The organism is Streptomyces kunmingensis, from assembly GCF_039533535.1.
Classification (GTDB): Bacteria; Actinomycetota; Actinomycetes; order Streptomycetales; family Streptomycetaceae; genus Streptomyces; species Streptomyces kunmingensis.
Map to the genome: position 1 here is coordinate 564,586 of NZ_BAAATS010000006.1, position 16,799 is coordinate 581,384.

Sequence of the window (16,799 nt, forward strand, 5' to 3'; positions counted from 1 at the left end):
GCTTGTCGCGCAGTTCCCCGCGCCCCTCGGTGGGGGTCCCGTCGTTGGCGGGTGCGGGCCCGGTGGGGGCTTGTCGCGCAGTTCCCCGCGCCCCTGGCGGGGGTGGGGGCGCCGATCCTCGCGACCCCGGACGGGGTTGGGTGCGCCGATCCTCGCGACCCTGGACGGGGCTGGGGGCGCAGTTCCCCGCGCCCCTGGCGGGGGTGGGGGCGCCGTTTCTCGTGGCCTCGGGCCGGGCGGGGTTAGCCGCCTCCTCCGTTGGTTCTTGCTTCTTCTGCTGATTTGACTGCTTTTTCCAGGGCTCGGGCGATCGGGGGGAGGTGCGGGCCCGCGCGGTGGGCCAGGGCCTCCAGGCGGGTTTTGTGGTGGCGGCGGTCGCGGGAGGAGAGCAGGGCCCGGAAATGACCCGACGCGGCCAGGACCGCCAGGGTCGCGTCCTCGCGGGGGACCTCGGCGGGAGGCGTCGGGCCCGTCGCCGCGCCCAGCACCTCCGCGCGCAGGATCTCCACGTATCCGGCCCGCTCCAGCGCGTAGTGCGTACTGGGGAAGAGGCCCAGGACGCGGCGCCGGCCCGGGCGCAGATAGGCGTCCTCGACCAGCCCCTCCCGCACCAGCGCATGCGTGGACCGGGCCCGGTGCGTGATCCAGCCGCGCCACTTCCTGGGCCGGGACTCCTCGATGAGCTCCATGAGCTGGTCGAGGACGGGGTCGTCGGTCCGCGCGCCGAGCACCGGGGTCACGATGCCGTCGACTTCGTGGACCAGCTCCCGCCCGGCCAGCTCCGCGAGGACCGCCGCACGGATCGCGAGCGGCAGATCAGGGGCGCCGGCGCCCCGGTCCTTGCCGGTGTCGTACGCCAGGAGGAAGAGGCGGGCGGGGACGGAGAGGGAGCCATGGGGCACCCGCGCCACGTTAATCGGTTGACACCCCCGACGGCAGGTTCTTACGGTGTATAGCGGTTCTGTTGTCGTCGATCGGAGTAGGACGTTGCTCGTCTGAGGTCCTGAGACACCGCGCATGGTCACGCAGCGCACGTTTTCCCACGTGCCGCCCAGCCGCGTCCATGTCGCCGTGCGAGACCTCGGCATCCCGAGCCGTCCTCCCCGCCGGAACAGGCCCTTTTTTGTTGCCCGTGACCCGCGGTGTCTCGAACGCGTCGTATCCCGTCACCGTTCGCCACCGAGCAACCGCGAGGCATGTATGTCTACCAACGCTCCCCTGCACCACTCCGGCCCCGCGTCCGTCGCCGTCACCGCCCTCTCCTACGCCTGGCCGGACGGCACCGGGGTCTTCGACGGACTCCAGGTCGCCTTCGGCCCGGGCCGCACCGGCCTGATCGGCGTCAACGGGGCAGGTAAATCGACCCTGTTGAAGCTGATCTCCGGCGAACTGACCCCGGCCGAGGGCACCGTCCGCGTCTCCGGTGAGATCGGCTACCTGCCGCAGACCATCACGCTCGACACCACGCTGCGCGTCGACGAGGCCCTGGGCATCGCCGGCACGCGGGCCGCGCTGCACGCCATCGAGGCGGGCGACGTACGCGAGGAGAACTTCTCCGCCGTCGGTGACGACTGGGACGTCGAGGAGCGTGCCGAGGCCATGCTCGGCGAGCTCGGCCTCGGCCACGTCGACCTGGACCGCACCATCGGCGAGGTGTCCGGCGGCGAGTCGGTGCTGCTGCGGCTCGCCGCGCTGCTGCTGCGCCGGCCCGACGTACTGCTCCTCGACGAGCCGACGAACAACCTCGACCTGTACGCGCGGCAGCGCCTGTACGCGGCCGTGGAGGCGTGGCCCGGGGTGCTGATCCTGGTCAGCCACGACCGTGAACTCCTGGAACGCGTCGACCAGATCGCGGATCTGCGCGGCGGCGAGGTCACCTGGTACGGCGGGTCCTATTCCGCATACGAGGAGGCCCTCGCCGCCGAACAGGACGCGGCCGAGCGGCTGGTGCGCGTAGCCGAGTCCGATCTGAAGAAGCAGAAGCGCGAACTGGCCGACGCGCAGGTCAAGTTGGCGCGGCGCAAGCGCTACGGACAGAAGATGTGGGACACCAAACGCGAGCCGAAGATCGTCATGGGCGAGCGCAAACGCGCGGCCCAGGTCTCCGCCGGCAAGCACCGCATCATGCACGAGGGAAAACTCACCGAGGCGAGGGAGCGCCTGGACGAGGCGGTGGAAGCGGTACGGGACGACGACGAGATCCGCGTCGACCTGCCCCGCACCGCCGTACCGCAGGGCCGGTCCGTACTGACCCTGCGCGGTCTGCGTCTGGCCTACGGGGCCCGCGTGGACGGCGAGTTCGAGCTGCGCGGCCCCGAGCGCATCGCCCTGGTCGGGCGCAACGGCGCGGGCAAGACGACGCTGCTGCGCACGATCTCCGGCGAACTCGCCGCGGTGGAGGGCGAGGCGACGGCGCATGTGCCGCTCCGCTTCCTGCCGCAGCGACTCGACGTGCTGGACGAGGAGTTGAGTGTCGCGGAGAACGTGGCACGGTTCGCGCCGGACGCCACCAACAACCGGATCCGGGCCCGCCTGGCCCGCTTCCTGTTCAAGGGGGCACGGGCCGACCAGCCGGCGGCGACTCTGTCCGGCGGGGAACGCTTCCGGGCGACCCTCGCCGCGCTGCTGCTCGCCGAACCGGCGCCGCAGCTGCTCATGCTCGACGAGCCGACCAACAATCTGGACATGGCGAGTGTCCGGCAGCTGACCTCGGCCCTGGAGTCGTACGAGGGGGCGCTCATCGTGGCCAGCCATGACCTGCCGTTCCTGAGGTCGATCGGGGTGACCCGGTGGCTCGAGCTGGACGGCACCCTCCGTGACGTCCCGGCCCCGTGAGGGGCGCGGGGTAAGGCGACAGGAGGTGTCCGGTATCGGGCCTAGCGTCGGGAGCATGCCGAGTACAAACAGGCCCAGCCACCCCTTCGTGCACATCGTCGGCGCTCGTGAGAACAACCTCCAGGACGTGACCCTGCGCATACCCAAGGAACGCCTCACCGTCTTCACCGGAGTCTCCGGCTCGGGAAAGTCGTCGGTCGTCTTCGGCACCATCGCGGTCGAGTCGCAGCGCCAACTCAACGAGACGTATCCGTGGTTCGTACGCAACCGGCTGCCTAAGCACGAGCGGCCGCACGCGGATGCCCTGGAGGGCCTCTCCCCCGCGATCGTCGTCGACCAGAAGCCCATCGGCGGGCACTCCCGGTCCACGGTCGGCACGATGACGGACGTCTACTCGGTGATCCGGGTGCTGTTCTCGCGGTGCGGGACGCCGAGCGCGGGACCGGCGACCGCGTACTCGTTCAACGATCCGAGCGGCATGTGCCCGCGGTGCGACGGGCTCGGGCGCACGGTACGGCCCGACTACGACCGCATCCTCGATCCGGCGAAGTCGCTCGCGGATGGCGCCGTGCTGTTCCCGCCGTTCGCCGCCGGCACCTGGCAGGGCCAGACGTACACGAACACCACCGACCTCGACACGACGCGGCCGGTGGGCGAGTTCAGCGCCGCGGAGCGGGAGTTCCTCCTGCGCGGGCGCGGCGCGCGGGTGAACGTCGACAACACCGGCGGCAGCCGCGACATCGCCTTCGAGGGCCTCGCCGACCGGTTCGAGCGGCTGTACCTGAAGCGCGACCTGTCGTCGCTGAGCCAGCGCACCCGCGACATGGTGCAGCGGTACCTGAAGGACGGCCCGTGCCCGCTGTGCGAGGGGGCACGGCTCGCCGCCGCCGCGCTCGCCACCCGGATCGACGGCCGCTCGATCGCCGACTGCACACGGATGGAGGTCGGCGAGCTGATCCCGGTGCTGCGGCGTCTCGTCGAGGCGGGCGATCCGGTGGCCGGGCCGATCGCCGCGGCCGCCGTCGCCGCCCTCGAACGGATCGAGGCGATCGGGCTCGGCTACCTCAGCCTCGACCGGCCCACGTCGACGCTCTCCGGCGGCGAGGGGCAGCGCCTCAAGACCGTGCGCCACCTGGGATCGAGCCTGACCGGGATGACGTACATCTTCGACGAGCCGAGCGTGGGCCTGCACCCGCGCGACGTGGGCCGCCTCAACGACCTGCTGCTGCGCCTGCGCGACAAGGGCAACACGGTCCTGGTCGTCGAGCACGACCCCGATGTCATCGCCGTCGCCGATCATGTCGTCGACATGGGGCCCACGGGCGGCGCGGACGGCGGGCGCGTCATGTACGAGGGGCCCCCGGACGGGCTGCGCCGCGCCGACACCCTGACCGGCCGGTGCCTGCGCCGCTCCGGCGGCGTGAAGGAGCACCCGCGCGAGGCCACCGGCGGCATCCGTGTCGAGGAGGCCGCGCTGCACAATCTCAGGAACGTGACCGTGCGCGTGCCGACCGGGGTGCTGACCGCGGTGACCGGGGTCGCCGGGTCCGGCAAGAGCTCCCTCGTCTCGGGCGCCCTGCGCGCCGCGCACCCGGACGCGGTGGTCGTCGACCAGTCCTCCATCGGGATCTCGGGCCGCTCCACCCCGGCGACGTACCTCGGGATCATGGACACCGTACGCAGGACCTTCGCCCGCGAGACGGGCACGGAGGCGGGCCTGTTCAGCTTCAACTCCATCGGCGCGTGCGGGAGTTGTCAGGGGCGCGGGGTCGTGTACAGCGACCTCGCGTTCATGGACCCGGTCACCACCGGGTGCGAGGCCTGCGGGGGCCGGCGCTTCAGCGACGAGGTGCTGCGGCTCACCGTGCGCGGCCGCAGCATCGCCGACGTGCTCGACATGACGGCCGGGCAGGCCCTGACCTTCTTCGCCGGCCTCGGCGAGGAGCCGGTACGCCGCCGGCTGCGTGCCCTGCGCGACGTGGGCCTGACCTATCTCACGCTGGGCCGGGCCCTGAGCACGCTCTCCGGAGGCGAGCGCCAGCGCATCAAGCTGGCCACGCAACTGCACCGCACCGCCGCGACGTACCTCCTGGACGAGCCGACGACCGGACTGCACATGGCGGACGTCGACGGGCTCGTGGCGCTCCTGGACCGGCTGGTCGACGCGGGCAACACCGTGGTCGTCGTCGAGCACAACCTCGACGTGATCCGGCGTGCGGACTGGGTGATCGATCTGGGCCCCGAGGGCGGCCGGCACGGCGGGCAGGTCGTCTTCGAGGGGACACCCGCCCAGCTCCTCGACGCATCGGGCTCGTTCACCGCGGCGCACCTGCGGCGGGCCGTCCAGGGCGTGCAGGGGGCCGGTGAGGAGGAGGTGACGGCCGCGTAACAGGGGATTCCGCCGGGCCCCGCGGGCTGTGCATGATGAGCGCCGTCACCGTCATCAGCGCACAACTGTCACGAGCACCACGATCAGCACCAGCACCAGCACCAGCACCAGCACCAGCACCAGCACCAGCACCAGCACCAGTCATGGAGTACCCCGTGCCCAGCCAGAAGGCCCTCGTCCGCCGCCCCGGACCGCGTATCGCGGACGGGCTGGTCACGCACGTGGAGCGCACGCCCGTCGACGCCGGCAAGGCGCTCACGCAGTGGCAGGGGTACGTCGCCGCGCTGGAGGCGCACGGCTGGGAGACCTTCCTGGTGGAGCCGGCCGACGACTGCCCGGACGCGGTGTTCGTGGAGGACACGGTGGTCGTCTTCCGCAACGTCGCCCTGATCACGCGACCCGGTGCCGAGTCCCGGCGCGGTGAGACCCCCGGGGTCGAGGAGGCGGTGGCGCGGCTCGGCTGTTCCGTGAACTGGATATGGGAGCCCGGCACGCTCGACGGAGGCGACGTACTGAAGGTGGGCGACACCCTCTACGCGGGGCGGGGCGGGCGCACCAACGCGGCGGGCGTACAGCAGCTACGGGCCGTCTTCGAGCCGCTCGGCGCGCGTGGTGCCCGTGCCGGTCAGCAAGGTGCTGCACCTGAAGTCCGCGGTGACGGCGCTGCCCGACGGGACGGTCGTCGGACACGGGCCGCTGGCGGATCATGCCTCGCTCTTCCCGCGTTTCCTGCCGGTGCCGGAGGAGGCGGGCGCCCATGTCGTCCTGCTCGGCGGTGACCGGCTGCTGATGGCGGCGAGTGCTCCCAGGTCGGCGGAGCTGTTCGCGGATCTCGGGTACGACCCGGTGGTGGTCGACATTTCGGAGTTCGAGAAGCTGGAGGGGTGTGTGACGTGCCTCTCAGTCCGGCTCAGAGGGCTCCAAGCGTGACGCGACCCTTTATCGAGCGCTTAACCTACGGCAACGTAACCTACGACACCGTAGGTAATACCGCTCGCTGTACCTCCGTCCCCCAGGAGCCCTCGTGACCGTCATCTCTCCCCGCCTCGGATCGTCGACCACCTGGACCGACGCCCGCCTCCTGCACGCGCTGGAAGAAGTGGTCGAGACGGAGCTCAACCGGCATCTGCAGGTCGCCAAGGACTGGATGCCGCACGAGTACGTGCCCTGGTCCGACGCCCGTAACTTCCCCGGTTTCTTCGAGGACGGCCAGGCCTGGGAGAAGGAGCAGTCGCAGGTCACGGAGATCGGCAGGACCGCGTTGATCGTAAACCTGCTGACCGAGGACAACCTCCCCAGCTACCACCACGAGATCGCGTCGCTGTTCGGCCGGGACGGCGCCTGGGGCACGTGGGTGCACCGCTGGACGGCGGAGGAGGGCCGGCACGGCATCGTGATGCGCGACTACCTGCTGGCGTCGCGCGCCGTCGACCCGGACAAGCTCGAGAACTTCCGCATGGCGCACATGAGCGAGGGCTTCGAGTCGGACAACCGGCACTCGATGCTGCACTCGGTCGCCTACGTCGCCTTCCAGGAGCTGGCCACCCGCATCTCGCACCGCAACACCGGGCACCAGTCCGGCGACCCGGTCTGCGACCGCATGCTGGCGCGCATCGCGACGGACGAGAACCTGCACATGGTCTTCTACCGGAACCTGCTGAAGGCCGCCTTCGAGATCGCCCCCGACCTGACGATGCGCGCGGTGCGCGATGTCGTCGTGGACTTCCGCATGCCGGGCCACGGCATCCCCGGCTTCGAGCGGGCGGCGGCGCAGATGGCGATCGGCGAGGTCTACAACATCCGCATCCACCACGACGACGTGCTCCAGCCGGTGCTCCGGTTCCTCAAGATCATGGAGATCGACGGGCTCGGCCCCGAGGGTCTCCAGGCACAGGAGGAGCTGGGCCTGTTCATGAACGGGCTCGACAGCGAGGCCGCCAAGTTCGACGAGAAGCTGGCCGCCCGCAAGGCGCGACTGGCCGCGCGGGCGGCGAACGCCTGACGGACGGCCTCGGGCCGGATCGAACCGCCGGTTGTGCGCGACCGGCGGTTCAGCACGTCCGGCCCCGGATCGGTACCCGTACCCGCTTCTCAGGCCAGGCCCGCCGAGAGAGCGCGGCGCACCGCGTCGGCCCGGTCGCGGATCCCCGCCTTGGCGAACAGGTTGTTGATGTGGGTCTTGACCGTGGCCTCGCTGATGAACAGCTTCTCGGCGATGGCCCGGTTCGGCAGGCCCTGGCCAATGAGGGCCAGCACCTCGCGCTCCCGGGGCGTGATGTCCTGCGGCAGCGCCCCGCCGGGCGCCGGTGCCTTGGTCCGCACCGTGGCGAGCAGCCGGTCCTGGACCTCGCGGTCGAGGACGGACTGCCCGGCGGCGGCGGCCCGGATGGCCCGGACGATGCCCTGGCGCCCGGCGTTCTTCGTCAGGTAGCCGCGGGCCCCGGCGCTCAGCGCGGCCAGGATCGAGTCGTCGTCGGCGAACGTGGTCAGCACGACGACGGCCACCTCCGGATGCTCCTCGCTGAGCCGGCGGGTCGCCTCGGTGCCGTCCATGACCGGCATGCGCAGGTCCATCAGGACCACATCCACCGGCCCCGCTGCGGCCACCGCGGTCAGCACCTGCGTACCGTCCGCGGCGGCCGCGACGACCTCGATGTCCTCGGAGAGCCCGAGCACCGCGGCGAGCGGCTCCCGGACAGCGGCCTGGTCGTCGGCGACGATGACCCTCAACTTCGCCTGCCCTGCTGTCTGTTCACTCATCTCGGCCCGCTCACTCTTCTCGCCGTGCTCACTCATCTCGGCCCGTTTCACTCATCCGGGATCGCCGCCTCCACCTGCCAGCCGCCCTGGTCCGGTCCCTCGACGACCGGGCCCGCGGTGAGGGTGCCGCCCAGCAGGGCGACACGTTCGCGCATGCCGATCAGTCCCATGCCGCTGCCGGTCCCGGCGGTCGCCGCGCGGGCGGCCGGGCCGTTGCGGATCCGCAGCGTGGTCGACGCGGCGGTGAACGTCAGCTCCACGCGGACCTCCGCGCCGGGCGCGTGCCGGGCCGCGTTGGTCAGCGCCTCCTGGGCGATCCGCAGCAGATTCTGGGTCACCCGGGCCGGTACCTCCCGGGCGGTCCCGGTGACGGTGAGGGCGGAGCGGTGGCCGGACGATTCGATCATCGCGGTCAGGCTCTCCAGCAGCGGCAGGGCGTCCTCGCGCAGCGCGTGCACGGTCCACTGGGCCTGCTTCAGGCTCTCCTTGACCATGCTGTGGGCCTTGCCGTTGGCCTCGCGGACCTTGTCCAGGTCGCCGGTGTCGAGCAGGGCGTCGGCCAGTTCCAGCTGCATGTTGATCCCGGCCAGCGAGTGCGCCAGGACGTCGTGCACGTCCCGGGCGATCCGGCTGCGTTCGGTGAGTACGGCGGTGCGGGCCTCGGCACGGGCGGCCCGTTCGGCCGACTCCGCCGCGGAGATCACCGCCAGGATGGCGCGGTGCCGGCTGCGGTTGACGATGCCGACCACGACGGGGGCGCCGGTGACGAGGCCGAGGAGCCAGGGCACTTCGTGGTGGCCCGGGCCGAGGCGGAAGTACAGGACCGCGGCGCACAACAGGCTGCAGAACAGGGCGAGGACGAGGGCCGGTCTGGTCTCCAGGCGGTATCCGATGTGCCCGGCGATGAAGAAGGCGAACAGGTAGCCCGTTCCGCTGCGGCTGACACCGATCAGCGCGGCCGCCGCGACGATGCCGAGCGTCAGCCAGACCAGGGCGGCCCGTGGGGGCACTTTCACCTCGGGCAGCCGACGGGCCAGCAGCGCCGCGCAGTTGACCACGAAGAGGAGGGCCACCGCGAGGCCGTGGCCGCTGAAACCCATGGGCCGGATCGTCAGGATTCCGGCGACGATGACCGCGAGGGTCCCGACCCACTGCACCCGCGAATCGTGGCCGGGAACCGGCCGCTGGCCGGCCCCCTCGTGAGGGGCCGCCCCGGGCGGCGGATCGGTCTCGGTTGCGGGCACGGCCAGACCATAACGCACGGTCAGAGGGTGCGGTCGAGAACGGGCGCGGCGGGAGCGGTCGTCCCGGTGGTCGGCGCGGGACGCACCTTCCGGCTCCGTACGAAGATCGTGGCCAGCCGCGTGACCACCTCGGTGAGCGCCATCAGGACGAACGCGGCGACCCAGGCCTGGTCGCCGGTGATGTGGTGGGCGACGCTGAACCGGCCCACGGCGTCGGCACCGCCGTGCTCGGTCCACAGCTGGAAGCCCATCCGGGCGCCCATGCCGAGCACCCACAGGACCGCCGAGACCGCGCCGGCCTTGATCAGGAGGTGGCCGCCCGCGGCCCGGATCCGGGTGTAAACGCCGCCGGCGATGCCGAGCGCGGCGCCCACGCCCATCAGGACCCCGATAAGGAGCAGGTCGTTGCCGGCCGTCGGGATGGTGTCGAGGTACGAGTAGGCCACGAAGGCCACGATCCCCAGGGGGACGAGGAAGGACCTGAGGTCCAAGCGGCCCTCCCGCAGCTGCCGGAAGACGACGAGAAGGAGAGCGATGTCGGTGATCCACTCGGTCGTTGTCATGCCCTCAAGCCTGCTGTGACAAGGCCTCCGGCACCTGGACCCATGGGTGGAACCGTGGGTGGAGATGGCGCTGACAGGGCCTAGCCGAGGTGCTCCTGCGGTGCCACGGTGCGTCCAGGGGGTGAACTCCATGGCGCAGACGCACGAGTGGATGTTCTACGAGGTCATGTGGCGCAGCTGGGCCGGGCGGGCGCAGGTGCCGTATCCGGTGCCGTGGTGGGCGCAGCAGGCGCTGCGGCGGTGGAGCGACGACTTCGACGCCGGGACGTACGACTCCAAGGAGGCGGCCTTCGCCTCGAACGCGCTGTACCGGTACTGGGGCATGGTCGGGGTGAAGGACCATCGGCAGGAGTCCCTGGTCGGACAGGCGGGGGAGATCGAGCCGGTCTACGACAAGTACTGCCTGTCGTTCTTCCTCTTCGACCCGGCGACGGGCGTGCTGAGCCTGCCGCAGCTGACGGACGGCGGGACGGTGGAGCAGCGTACGGAGGCTCCGCATCTGCCCGTCGTGCTGACGACGTTCCGTACGGCGAACGGGGTCGAGTTCGTCCAGCGGACCTTCGCGACGCCGGTCGGGGCGCGGCAGCGGGACGCCGTCGTGACGCGGGTGACCGTGGGCTCGCCGACGGGGCAGACGCGGGACGGCCTGCTGTGCGCGGCGGTGTTGCCGGCCGGGCCGAGCGGGTTCCAGCGGCACGACCGCAACGGGCGGGAGATCACCGACCGTCGCCTGACGTTCCTGCGGTATCTGCCCGGTGAGCGGCGCGTCGAGACGAACAGCGGCTGGGGGCCTGTGTTCGACGCCGCTCCCGAGCAGTTCGGGGTGTACGGGAACCCGGAGTTCAGCACCGATCCCGATGTGTACGTGCGCCACAGCCCGTTCCGCGACCTGGTGATGGCCGGGAAGCTGAGCGGGGCGGCCGAGGCGCAGGACCAGGTCGCGGGGTTGTGCAGCGCCGTGTTCACCTGGCCGTACCGGGTGGCGGAGGACGAGCTGATGGAGGTCGATGTCCGGCTGCCCGTCGACCTGTACAGCGGGTCCGACGATCTCGCCGAGCTGCGTGCGGCCCCGGCCGACGCGCTGGAGGCCGCCAACCGGGAGTTCTGGACGGACAAGCTGCTCCATCAGGGAGTGCAGCCCGAACTGCCGCGTCCGGTGGCCCATTTGACGGATCTGTTCCGGCAGGCGCGGTCCGAGCTGCTCATCCTGTCCGACGTCGGGGAGATCCATCCGGGCCCGACCGTGTACGACTCGTTCTGGATCCGGGATTCGTCGGTGGAGGCGACGGCGTGCTCGCTGGCGGGCGATTCCGCGCTGGCCGAACGGCAGTTGGGCACGCACTACCCGCTGAAGTTCAACCGGGGCGGCGGGCGGATCGGGCCGTGCGCCGAGTACGGGTTCTACGGCGGTCCGCACGAGAAGGACGACCGGGAGTGGGACAGCAACGGGCAGGCGCTGTGGGCGATCGGCCGCTTCGACCGGACCTCGGGGCGGTCCGCGGCGTTCGGCACCAAGCTCTACACCCCGTACGTGGTGGACGGCGCGCGGTGGCTGCGGGACAACCGGGACGGGTTCGGTCTGCTGCACAGCGGGTGGAGCGCCGAGCACCTCGGCGAGCGCGACAAGCCGCACTACTGGGACGACCTGTGGGGCCTCGCCGGACTCTACGAGGCGGCGCGGCTCGCGGAGCGGATCGGTGCGCCGGAAGTGCCCGAACTATGGCATGCCTTCGATGACGTGAAGGCCGCGACCGCCGCGTCGATGCGCTGGGTCCTCGCCGAGCAGCGGCGGCGGGGCGCCTGGGAGACGTACCTTCCGACGGGTCCCGGCGACGTGGGCCGGCTCGATTCGACGATGATCGGCGCGGCGGCCTACTTCCATCCGCTGCGGCTGCACATGGGCAGCAAGCTCGGCGACGACATCGACCGGGCGGCCCGGTTCACGCTCGACACGATGTACGCGCACTTCGTGACCGGCGGCTTCCGGCACGAGGCGGCGTGGAACGCGTACGGGCCCTATCTGACCATGCAGTTGGCGCACGCCTATCTGCTGGCCGGGAACCCGGAGCGGGCCGACGCGCTGCTCGGCTGGGTGGTGCGGTCGGCGTTCCCGCGCACGCAGGACCGGGCGGTGGCGCTCGGCGCGTGGAACGAGCAGCACGCCTTCCCGATCGCGTCGGACTTCCAGGAGGTGCCCGACCGGCACTGGTACATGGGCGACATCCCGCACGGCTGGGCCGCCGCCGAGTATCTGCTGCTCGTCCGCGACATCCTGTTCTTCGAGGCGGACGAGGACCGGGATCCGCATCTGTACATCGCCCCGGGGGTGCGGCCGCACTGGGTGCCGGACGCGCAGAGCGTGGCGGTCGAGGACGCGCCGACCCTGTTCGGGCAGCCCTTCGGGTACCGGCTCACGCACGACGCGGGCGCGCGCCGGGTGAGCGTGCGGATCGGGGCGGCGCCGGACGGGGTGCGGTTCGTCTATCCGTGCCGCTTCGGGCCGGTGCGCTCCGCCGTCGCCGACGGCCGGAACCTGGACGTGACCGGTTTCGGCGACGACGTCCATGTGCCCGCCGGGACCCGGGAGTTCGAGGTCACGTACGCCTGAGGGGTCCCGGGCAGCTGGGAGGTTCCGGGCAGTCGAGGGGTCACGTACGCCTGAGGTGGTGGCGCTCCTTCTCGGAGAGGCCGCCCCAGACGCCGAAGCGCTCGTCGTGGGTGAGGGCGTACTCCAGGCAGGCCGGGCGGATCTCGCACATCTGGCAGATCAGCTTGGCCTCGCGGACGGAGCTGCCCGGCTCGGGAAAGAAGAAGTCTCCGCCGGTCTGGGCGCACAGGGCCTGGTCCTGCCAGGTGGGGCCGGCGGGCGTGAGGGTCGTGTTCGCGTGCATGGTGACGAGGGTGCCGCCCGGCGAAAAACGATTGATCAATGAACGATCAACGCGGCTCGCCGAGCGGCTCCGCACGCATCCCGAACGGCCGGTGCCGGCCGGTCACCGCAGGTCGGTCACTGTCGGCCGGTCACCGCGGCTCGGTCGGCGCTGGCCGTTCACTGCTGGTCGGGGTTGCCCTTGATCACCGCGAACCCGGCCCCGAACTGGTCGGAGAGCTTCGCGATGCGGCCCACCCCGGGCAGATCGACCGGCGCGGTGCGCACCGTGCCGCCCAGCCTCCGGGCCGCGTCGGCGGCGGCGTCGACGTCCGGCACATGGATGTACGGCGTCCAGTGCGCGCCCGCCTGCGCCTCGGCCGGGTCGACGTCCAGCGGGACGATACCCCCGAACATCGCGTCCTCGTCCGCGCCCGCCGGGTTGACCGTCGTGTATGAGCCACCCGGGAACTCGACGTCGAACGTGCTCCAGCCGAAGACCGATCCGTAGAACGCCTTCGCCGCGGACACGTCGGGGGCGTACAGCTCCACCCAGTTCAGCCCGCCGTCCTGCGTCACGTGGCCGAAACCCTTGTGCTCTCCCGGCTGCCAGATACCGAAGGCCGCACCCCCCGGGTCGGCGAGGATCGCCATGCGGCCCTGGTCGAGCACGTCCATCGGCTGGAGGAACACGGTGCCCCCGGCCTGCTCCGCGGCCTTGGCCACGGACTCCGCGTCCGTGCTGCGGAAGTAGACCGTCCAGCCCGGCGTGCCCTGGTCGGCGGTGACGGTCATGGCGCCCGCCACCGTCTTGTCCTCGAGCCGGAACATCCCGTACCCGCCGGTCTCGGGGCCACCGGCCCGGAACTGCCAGCCGAAGACTCCGCCGTAGAAGGCGATCGAGCCGTCCAGGTCGGGGGTGCTGAGGTCCAGCCAGTTCGGCGCGCCGTTCACGAAATCCGTGGTGATCATGGTGGTGCCCTCCTCGTCGAGGGTTTCTTCTCGTGGACTGCCGAGTCTTCCACCGCCCACTGACAATCGGCTTCGCACCGCGGTGACCAGGTCAGGTACGGACCAATGGCCCCGATACCTCCCAGCTTCAACCCTTGAACATAAACACAAATTGAGAGCGCTCTCCGTCTTAAGTCTTGACGCCCTCTGTCCCTCTGGCCACAGTGGGGCTCCCCACACACCCCCCACACTTCAGGAGAGCGATCGTGATATCGCGCAGGATGTTCCTCGCCGGCGCCGGGGCGACCGTCGCAACTGCCGCCGCCTCCCTGTCCGTTCCCGCCTGGACGGCGGGCGCCGCTCCCGCCACCTGTGAACTGGCTCTGCAGAACAAGTCGTTGCCCGGCACCGTGCGCGCGTACGTCACCGGCCACGAGCAGTCCACCGGCAACTGGGTGCTGTTGCGCGCCGACGGCAGTGTCTACCGCCCGGAGTCGCCGAGCGCCCCGCAGACACCGCTGCCCGTGGACTGCGCGATCCCGCTGGGCGCTGCGGGTTCCGCGCCGAAGGTGGTGACGCTGCCTCAGATGTACGGCGCCCGCGTCTACTTCGTCCGCGACGACACGCTGGACTTCTTCCTGAACCCCGGCCCCGGCCTGGTCGAGCCGGCCTTCGCCACGCCGACCGACGCGAACTACGGCAAGACCTGGTCGTTCGCCGAGTTCACCTTCAACTCCGACCAGCTGTACGCCAACATCAGCTACGTCGACCTCGTCACGGCCCTGCCGATCGGACTGACCCTGGAGGGCGACGCCACCCACACCGTCGCCCCGTTGCCGGACGGCGCCGTCGACAAGATCGCCGCGGATCTCACCGCGCAGGCCGCCAAGGACGGGCAGCCCTGGGACAAGCTCGTCATCAAGGGCGACGACGGAAAGGTGCTGCGCGTCATCTCGCCGCAGAACCTGATGGCGCCGTACTTCGACCGGCCCGCCGAGATGCCGTTCCGCTCCGTGTGGAACAGCTACATCGACCAGGTCTGGGACAAGTACCGCTCGACCGACCTCAAGATCGACCTTCAGGGCGGCCGCGGTGTGTTCACCGGCCGGGTCAGCGGTGACACGCTCACCTTCAACGGCGGGCACACCTTCACCAAGCCGACCTCGAAGGACATCTTCACCTGCAACCACGGGCCGTTCACGAACAACCCGGGCGACTCCGACGACAAGAAGGGCCTGCTGGCCCGGCTCGCCGCCGGATTCAACCGCAGCATCATGCTCACGCATCCCACGCAGCCGAACGGGGCCGGCTCGGGCGACTACTACAAGGACGCCACGACCAACCACTGGTCGCGGATCGTGCACGCCAACTCGCCCATCGGGTACGCGTTCCCGTACGACGACGTGCGTCCCGACGGGCAGGCCGACGTGTCGGGCGCGGCCAACGACGGCAATCCGCGCCGCTTCACGGTGAGCGTCGGTTCCTGACCGGTCCCTCTCTCGTCACCTCAGCCGGCGGCGTCCTCGCGGATCAGCTCGACAGCCTTCTCCGCGAGGGCGACCGTCGGCGCGTGCGTATGGCCGCGGGTGATGTGCGGCATGACGGAGGCATCGACGACGCGCAGCGCCTCGGTGCCGCGGACCCGTAGCCGCGGGTCGGTGACGGAGCCCGCGTCGGCGCCCATCCGGCAGGTGCCGACGGGGTGGTAGAGGGTCTCGGCATGGGACCGGATCGAGCGGGCGAGCGTCTCGTCGTCGACGACGCCCGGGTAGCCGGCCATGGGCTCCGAGTGCAGGGGCCGCAGCGCGCCGTCGGCGAGCAGTTCCTCGGCCCGGCGCACGCCCGCGACGAGTGTGCGCAGGTCCTCGTCGTCCGTCAGATAGCCGGGGTCGATGCGGGGGCGGGCGGCGGCGCCCGTACCCGTCGGTGTGATGCGGCCCGCGCTGCGCGGCTGGAGGAGGATCACGCCGAGGGTGATGCCGTGCTCGGTCGGCGGGGTCAGTCCGTGGTTCACGAACGGTACGGGTGCATACACCAACTCGATGTCCGGAGCCGGCAGTTCGGGCCGGGTCTTGAGGAAGGCGACGGCCTCGCCGATGTTCGAGGTGAGCGGTCCACGGCCGCCGAGCAGGAAGCGGGCGAGGTTGGCGGGGGTGTCCGCGCCGGTGAGGGAGACGGGGCGCGGGCAGCGGACGGTGACGGCGTAGGACAGGTGGTCCTGGAGGTGGCGACCCACACCGGGTGAGGAGACGCGGGTGTCGATGCCGGCGGCGGCGAGGGTGTCGGGGTCTCCGATACCGGCCTGTTGCAGCAGGTGCGGCGAGCCGATGGCGCCCGCGGCGAGGATCACCTCGCGGGTGGCGCGCAGGGTGCCGGCGGTTACGCCCTCGGCGACGACGCCGGCGGCGCGGAGGCCGTCGAAGTCGAGGCGGGTGACGCGCGCGCCGGTGTAGACGTCGAGGTTCGGTCGGCGCGCGGCGGGTTTGAGGTAGCCGTCGGCGGCGCTCCAGCGGCGGCCGCGGTGCTGGTTGACCGGGGTCAGGGCGAAGCCGCTGTGGTCGGGCTGGTTCAACTCGCCCAGGTCGCGCAGGCCTTGGGCGCGGCAGGCGGCGAGGAACGCGGCCGTGGTGGGGTTGGCGTGGCGCGGCGGCGAGATGTGCAGCGGGCCGAGCGTGCCGTACACGGACTTCTCGTCGCGGGGGCCGCCCCATCGCTCGGCGCGCTGGAAGTACCGTACGAACCGGTCGTACGCCCACTCGGGCCCGGCGGCCTCGCCCCACGCGTCGTAGTCGTCGCGGTGGCCGCGCACCCACATCATGGCGTTGAGCGACGACGAGCCGCCCAGCATGTGGCCGCGCGGCCAGTACAACTCACGATCCGCCAGGGCGCCTTGTTTCGACGTGGCGTGGTCCCAGTCGTACGGCGTCTTGAACAGCTTCGGGAACGCGGCCGGTATCCGGATCTCCGGCTTGCGGTCGCGCGGCCCGGACTCGACGAGGGCGACCCGCACCGACGGGTCCTCGCTCAGTCGTCCGGCGAGCACACATCCGGCGGACCCGGCCCCGACGATGACGTAGTCGTACGTACGGTCCTTGCTCAACTCGGCTCCCTCGACGGCGTATTGGCGCGTACAGGTGCTGCGGGTGTTGCCCATGGTCTACACCCGGGAGCGGGACCCGCGCACCTGT

12 protein-coding genes and 1 pseudogene are annotated in these 16,799 nt (G+C 71.2%); 6 read left to right on the forward strand and 7 right to left on the reverse strand.

All coding sequences use genetic code 11. The features are described 5' to 3' along the window. Positions 1-242: 242 nt before the first annotated feature. Positions 243-902, reverse strand: a complete 660-nt coding sequence (locus ABD366_RS10760) for a GOLPH3/VPS74 family protein (RefSeq protein ID WP_324777017.1) — start codon at positions 900-902, stop codon at positions 243-245. Positions 903-1,200: 298 nt separating this feature from the next. On the opposite strand from ABD366_RS10760, the gene ABD366_RS10765 reads away from it, so the two are divergent. The 4 genes and pseudogenes from ABD366_RS10765 to ABD366_RS10780 all read left to right on the forward strand — a co-directional run bounded on the left by ABD366_RS10765 (position 1,201) and on the right by ABD366_RS10780 (position 7,226). Continuing rightward, on the forward strand, positions 1,201-2,835 hold the full coding sequence (locus tag ABD366_RS10765; protein WP_324777019.1) for an ABC-F family ATP-binding cassette domain-containing protein: 1,635 nt from the start codon (positions 1,201-1,203) through the stop codon (positions 2,833-2,835). Between the two features lie 55 nt (positions 2,836-2,890). After that, complete coding sequence (locus ABD366_RS10770; RefSeq protein WP_324777021.1) at positions 2,891-5,224, forward strand: excinuclease ABC subunit UvrA; 2,334 nt, start codon at positions 2,891-2,893, stop codon at positions 5,222-5,224. 155 nt (positions 5,225-5,379) lie between these two features. Beyond that, positions 5,380-6,154: pseudogene (ddaH, locus tag ABD366_RS10775) on the forward strand (dimethylargininase). Positions 6,155-6,248: 94 nt separating this feature from the next. Further along, entirely contained in the window at positions 6,249-7,226 is a 978-nt protein-coding gene (locus ABD366_RS10780; RefSeq protein WP_324777023.1) for an acyl-ACP desaturase, read from the forward strand. An 89-nt stretch (positions 7,227-7,315) separates the two neighbouring features. Here the strand turns inward: ABD366_RS10780 and ABD366_RS10785 are convergent, their stop codons facing one another. Genes ABD366_RS10785 through ABD366_RS10795 form a run of 3 tightly spaced genes read right to left on the reverse strand, consistent with a single transcriptional unit; the run spans position 7,316 to position 9,791 of the window. Continuing rightward, positions 7,316-7,984: a response regulator transcription factor gene (locus ABD366_RS10785; protein ID WP_324777025.1), complete on the reverse strand. Its 669-nt coding sequence runs from the start codon at positions 7,982-7,984 to the stop codon at positions 7,316-7,318. A gap of 47 nt (positions 7,985-8,031) precedes the next feature. Then, entirely contained in the window at positions 8,032-9,246 is a 1,215-nt protein-coding gene (locus tag ABD366_RS10790) for a histidine kinase (protein WP_324777026.1), read from the reverse strand. Between the two features lie 2 nt (positions 9,247-9,248). After that, positions 9,249-9,791 (reverse strand): hypothetical protein, encoded by a 543-nt coding sequence (locus ABD366_RS10795; protein WP_324777028.1) that lies wholly within the window; start codon positions 9,789-9,791, stop codon positions 9,249-9,251. Between the two features lie 130 nt (positions 9,792-9,921). Here ABD366_RS10795 and ABD366_RS10800 point away from each other — a divergent pair, with 130 nt between their 5' ends. Continuing rightward, positions 9,922-12,399, forward strand: a complete 2,478-nt coding sequence (locus tag ABD366_RS10800; protein ID WP_324777030.1) for a prenyltransferase/squalene oxidase repeat-containing protein — start codon at positions 9,922-9,924, stop codon at positions 12,397-12,399. 40 nt (positions 12,400-12,439) lie between these two features. Here ABD366_RS10800 and ABD366_RS10805 read toward each other — a convergent pair whose 3' ends face one another. After that, positions 12,440-12,682, reverse strand: a complete 243-nt coding sequence (locus ABD366_RS10805) for a WhiB family transcriptional regulator (protein ID WP_324777032.1) — start codon at positions 12,680-12,682, stop codon at positions 12,440-12,442. A 158-nt stretch (positions 12,683-12,840) separates the two neighbouring features. Continuing rightward, the gene (locus ABD366_RS10810; protein ID WP_324777034.1) at positions 12,841-13,632 is read right to left on the reverse strand and encodes a VOC family protein; all 792 of its coding nucleotides are present in this window, start codon (positions 13,630-13,632) and stop codon (positions 12,841-12,843) included. A gap of 245 nt (positions 13,633-13,877) precedes the next feature. Between ABD366_RS10810 and ABD366_RS10815 the strand changes: the two genes are divergently transcribed. Next, positions 13,878-15,098: a glycoside hydrolase family 64 protein gene (locus ABD366_RS10815; protein ID WP_324777036.1), complete on the forward strand. Its 1,221-nt coding sequence runs from the start codon at positions 13,878-13,880 to the stop codon at positions 15,096-15,098. 20 nt (positions 15,099-15,118) lie between these two features. Here the strand turns inward: ABD366_RS10815 and ABD366_RS10820 are convergent, their stop codons facing one another. After that, positions 15,119-16,711, reverse strand: a complete 1,593-nt coding sequence (locus tag ABD366_RS10820) for a GMC family oxidoreductase (RefSeq protein ID WP_425576953.1) — start codon at positions 16,709-16,711, stop codon at positions 15,119-15,121. Positions 16,712-16,799: the final 88 nt, after the last annotated feature.